General features: G+C 47.7%; 4 protein-coding genes. 2 read left to right on the forward strand and 2 right to left on the reverse strand.

What is annotated here, in order from left to right:
- Positions 1-392, reverse strand: a 392-nt coding sequence (locus WBV27_RS04720; RefSeq protein ID WP_424199882.1) for a lactate/malate family dehydrogenase, incomplete at its 3' end; no start/stop codon positions are given.
- Positions 393-550: 158 nt separating this feature from the next.
- On the opposite strand from WBV27_RS04720, the gene WBV27_RS04725 reads away from it, so the two are divergent.
- Both WBV27_RS04725 and WBV27_RS04730 read left to right on the forward strand, forming a co-directional pair.
- Positions 551-1,207, forward strand: coding sequence for a TetR/AcrR family transcriptional regulator (locus WBV27_RS04725; protein ID WP_424199884.1), 657 nt, complete (start codon positions 551-553; stop codon positions 1,205-1,207).
- Between the two features lie 105 nt (positions 1,208-1,312).
- Positions 1,313-3,334, forward strand: coding sequence for an ATP-binding cassette domain-containing protein (locus WBV27_RS04730; protein ID WP_424199886.1), 2,022 nt, complete (start codon positions 1,313-1,315; stop codon positions 3,332-3,334).
- A 214-nt stretch (positions 3,335-3,548) separates the two neighbouring features.
- On the opposite strand, the gene WBV27_RS04735 is transcribed toward WBV27_RS04730, so the two are convergent.
- A complete protein-coding gene (locus tag WBV27_RS04735; protein WP_424199888.1) occupies positions 3,549-4,952 on the reverse strand; it encodes a hypothetical protein in 1,404 nt (467 codons plus the stop codon).
- Positions 4,953-5,211 lie beyond the last annotated feature (259 nt).

Below are 5,211 nucleotides of genomic sequence, written 5' to 3' on the forward strand. Positions count from 1 at the left end.
AATGGATTCGTGATCAGAATGATGATGGCCTCTTTTGTATATTTGGTGATTCCCGCCATCACTTCCCGGATGACCGCCGCATTTTTCCCGGTCAAGGAAGCGCGATCCGGGATGGCGTTCGGATTATTATCATCCTTCAGGACACTCGGCCCGGCAGCGATGATGATGACGTCCGCATCCGCGCAATCGGCGTAATTCCCGGCATGTACGTCCACATTGGACATATAGGTCAACGCGGTCGCATGCGCCTGATCCAAGGCTTCCCCATGGGCAACATCCTTCAGAATATCGATTGTCGCGATTTCCGCAAATAATCTCAATTTCATTGCGTCAGCCAACACATAGGAACCCACGTGACCCACACCCACCACAACCAATTTATTTTTGTGCATCTTTTCCCCTCCAGTTCTCATCATACTTTCATCTTAGCACCTTTTCGGCGATTTATCATAAGTATTTCGCGAAAGAGGCCTTGTCCTGATGACGGCTTGCAATAATCCGTCCGTCCGAGTACTATGGAAGCAACATCACCAAGAGGAGCATACGTTAAATGGAAAAGTTTGTGGAAGCTTTAAAACAAAAAATTCGCAGTAAAGAGGGCTTATCGCCCAAGATGCAGGATATTCTGGATGCTTGCGTAGTACTGTTCTCGACGAAAGGATTTTCCAACACTAGCACAAAGGACATCGCCAAAGCAGCCAATGTTGCTGAAGGGACAATCTACAAGCACTTCGGGACGAAGGAAAATTTGCTTTACGCTACGATTTTCCCGATTCTGCGCGATATCATCTCAACGGAAGCGCTCGCCCAAGTGCAGCAGTTCCGCAACTCTGCAGAGAACGCGCCATTTGAGCGGTTCGTGGAATTCATTGTGCGCAAGGACGTTATGATGCCGGAAGAGCATTTCCAATCCGGAAAAATTTTCATCAGCGAAATGATGTACGACAAACAGCGGTACAAAGAATTCATCACCATGATCCCAAAGGACTTGATTGAAGGCATTTACGCAATCCTCGACGGCTACAAAGAAAAAAACGAGATCGTCGATTGGCCGAATCCCGTCATTTGGCAATTCATCATGAGCATCCTGTTCGGCAATCACCTGACCCATTACGTCCTTTTCACGGATACAACGCGCGACAAAGAAGCCGAAATCGCTTATTTGACCCAACAGATCGTCAAAGGCCTCAAACCCGATAAGCAATAGCATTGACAGCCCGTTCCCGAATCGCTATACTTGACTAATCGCGCAGTGAGTAAATACTCACTCAACGTCATTTCTTTTTAAATAATAAGGAGGCATACCATCACTATGGCTTTTGTGGAACTAAAAAATCTGAATAAATTTTACCCAATCAGCGGATCGGAAGATTTCCAGGCACTCAAGGACGTCAACCTTTCCTTGGATAAAGGCGAATTGGTCTCAATCGTCGGCGAGTCAGGCAGCGGTAAATCAACCTTGATGAATCTGTTGGGCGGTCTGGACAGCCAGTTCTCAGGCGAAATAACCATTGACGGCCAAAACATGAGCACGTTCAAGGAAAAAGATTTCGTGAATTATCACAAAGAAAAGATTGGCTTCGTTTTCCAGAGTTTCAATCTTGTTTCCCACCTCAGCGTGCTGGATAACGTCACGTTGGCGATGACGCTTTCGAACGTCGACAAAAAAACGCGGGTCGCAAGGGCGAGAGAAGTCCTGAAGCAACTCGGCCTTGACGACCAATACAAAAAGAAACCCAGCCAGTTATCAGGCGGGCAAAAGCAGCGTGTGGCCATCGCCCGCGCGTTGGTCAACGACCCGGACATCATCATTGCCGATGAACCTACCGGAGCCTTGGACTCACAGACGACGGACCAGGTTTTGGACATCATCCAGGACATCGCCAAAACCGGCAAACTTGTCATCATGGTCACCCACTCGGAGAAAGTAGCGGCCCGCTCCACGCGCGTTGTCACAATCGATGACGGAAAAATCATCGGCGATATCCGTCAAGGCGAGATCGCCTTGCACGACAACGCGTATGAACTGCAGCAGAAAAGCAAGAGCAAAAATCTCACTTTTCTTGCAGCAATCCGCTTAGCCCTTCTTAATATGAAGGAAAAGTTGGCCCGGAACATCCTGATCGCTCTCGGCGGCAGCATCGGCATCATGAGTATCATCGTGATGCTGTCCCTAGGCGAAGGCGTCAATGATTATTTGACCGAAACGATGAACGCCAATGTCAACCCACTGGTCAGTGAGGTCCAAATGCCCGTCGTCATCGAAACCAACAACAGCGAAAACACCGATTCATCCATGATGATCACGACTCCCACCGGGGCTGAGATACCTGCCGGCTCCACGCCATCGGGTCCTCCTGCGGGCGTAACGCAGTCCGATCCGTTCGAAGCAGAAAACATTGAGGAATTGCGGAATATTCCGCATGTCGCCGAAGTCAATCTGGCCTATACTTCCTTTACGATCGGAAGCGATAACGTCATCTTTGAGGAGAATAAATACTCCTTCATGACTTTCGGAACAACCTCAGGTATGACCGATTCCAACATCCTGCATGGTGCATTTCCCGAAGAAGGCGAAATCCTGGTCACAGAAGGCATCGCCAATCAGATGGGCGCTACTCCGGAAGAAGCCATCGGAAAAGAAGTGACCCTGGACGTTACCATAGACGGTGAGTCGTTGGAAAAAAATTACATCATCAGCGGCATTTACACGGCCGGACAAGCCATCGGCGCATTCGAGTCTGTATATATGTCGGCTGATTCCTTTGAAACATTGACAGCAGAGAACAATATGGAAGTGGAGCCAAATGTTGTCTACTTGGTATCCGACGATCCTAAAAATACCCAATCCATCAAAGACGAAGTAGCCGCTCTAGGTTACCGCGGTTCATCAGCGGATGCCCTGGCTTCCACGTTCACCCAGATGCTGGATATCTTCACTTACATTCTTTCCGGGGTTGCCGGCATCTCCTTGTTCGTATCCGCCATCATGATTTTGACGGTGCTCTACATCAGTGTTGTGGAACGCACGCAAGAAATCGGCGTCATCAAAGCGATCGGTGGCCGGAAGAAAGATATCCGCCGCATCTTCGTTTCTGAGTCCTTCCTGATCGGTCTGTTCAGCGGATTGCTGGGCGTAGGCATCGCCTACCTCATCACCGTTGTTGGAAACATTGTTGTGGAGAATCTGTTTGATACAGCCATCCTGAATATGACGCCGGCGTTTGCGGTATTCGGCATCGTCACCAGCGTGATCATCAGCATGGTAGCTGGCCTGATGCCTGCCCAAAAAGCAGCCCGCCTCGACCCAGTAGAAGCTCTCCGCCACGATTAAAATCAGGATGTGATGAATCCTGAGCTCAGAGTTTGAGCACTAACGAGGTTCAGGACCAAGCAGCCCGCTTTTGGCTGAGTGGGCCTGAACAGCGTTAGGCGGAGAACTCTAGGATTCAGAACTCAACTACAGGATACGATGAATCCCGTTTAGAAATCGAGCACTACGAGAAACCAAAAGAAGCAGCCGGATTTTGTCGGCTGCTTCTTTTTATTTACTCCGCAAGCCGAATCTGCGCATAAAAGGCGTTCATCTGTTCGGCCAATTCGCTTTCTTGCATTTCATGGAAAATGCTCATCACATTGTATAAGTACCGCAACAACCAATCAAACGCATCCTTCTTCAGGGTAACCCCTGCCTTCGTTTCTTCCTCAATCTCTTTATGCAATGCATCGACCCAATGATCCCCGAGGACAATCCGCACCCGTTGGAACTGCTCCCGAAAAAGCTGCTCGGTGGAAACTTCGCCCTCCCCCGACATCCATTTATTGCGGTTTGCACTGCGGTAATAACGAGGGATGAATTGTTTGAAATAAGGATCGGATTGCTGCAGCAGGAAAAAAGCCGCTTCATATTTCCGGTCGGTTATGTACCTGTCCAACAAATAGGAAACCAAAATATCCCGAAAATCGATCGACAGTTTGCGGACTACTAAATCCTTGTAAGTATCATTGACGGGCACAATGTCCAACTTGGTGTACAACGGTTGGCGGCTTGCCCCCACCACCAATTCTTCGCGTTCCAACAGCTTGTGCGCCTCTTCCTTCGCCCTGTCATGCATTCCACGGGAGCGAAAAACGACGAAACGGACCCATTTCAGCAACGCGCCTTCTTCAGCCGTCAGCTGAATATCCGGATTACCATCCAAAACCGCGGCAAAATTTTCCAATTTCCGGACGGTATCTGCATAATCATGACGCTCCCACTGGATATAGCTCGTCTCATCCTTTTCGTAACGGAAGCTGATGAAAATCATCTGCAGCCACAGTTTTTTTATGTCAGAATAACTGACGCGGAAGTGTAACTGTTGCCGCAACACGTCTTCCATCTGCGCCTTGATTCTGTTGCGCTCCCAACCTGATCCGATTGCTTCAGCTTCAAACAGCTGAACGAGTTCAATCGACTTCCTGACATTATATTTGTTTTCTGTCATTAATTTGTTTACAATAGGCCTGAGAATGAGGTGTGATAACTTCGCTTGATTCTTGAAATAAGGGAAAATAAAATAATCTTCATTCATCCTTTTACGCAAAATCCCCGTATGCAAGGGCTGGTGCCCAAGAGGACCGATTATCGGCGAAAAGTCCTTCAACTCATATTCCCCTTCCATAAACTCCTCATTCGCATGATTGAAAGGATATCCTGCCGGAAAATTCTGTTTGTAGTAGAAGAGGTACCACTCATGCGCTTCCTGTTCGTTCAGCAACAGCCGGCCCACAGAGATGTCTTCTTCGGCAAACCGTTTCGCAAAACGTTGCACTTCATGGGACAATCGATAATATTGTTGCGTATGCAGGAAATCATGCAACGTGTGCTCTGTCACCGCGACTTTGTCAGCCAGTACATAGTCATGAATCGCGTAATAATACTCAAAAAACAGGTCGTAATCACCTTTCATCTCTTGCACCTCCGGACCGTAATCCCTTACAATTCTAAGTCCATTTTACCATATTGCTCACAAAACAAAGCAAGAAAGCCTATGCACCTGACCAGTTCGGCTGCCAAATACTGGAAATTGTGCAATTAACTGAAAGCTGAAACAAACATCCTACATAGAATTCATTGAAATTTATACAAATTCCAATCAGTTGATATAAAAATGTTCAGTTATTAGATGACGTTTTCACGCGATGGTGCTATACTATACATGAAATGAC

The organism is Trichococcus sp. (genome assembly GCF_049589555.1).
Lineage (GTDB): Bacteria > Bacillota > Bacilli > Lactobacillales > Aerococcaceae > Trichococcus.

What these genes read in the sequence shown, in the direction of transcription:
- WBV27_RS04725 (WP_424199884.1), top strand. Translation starts at nt 551, where the DNA reads ATGGAAAAGTTTGTGGAAGCTTTAAAACAAAAAATTCGCAGTAAAGAG.
- WBV27_RS04730 (WP_424199886.1), top strand. Translation starts at nt 1,313, where the DNA reads ATGGCTTTTGTGGAACTAAAAAATCTGAATAAATTTTACCCAATCAGC.
- WBV27_RS04735 (WP_424199888.1), bottom strand. Translation starts at nt 4,952, where the DNA reads ATGAAAGGTGATTACGACCTGTTTTTTGAGTATTATTACGCGATTCAT.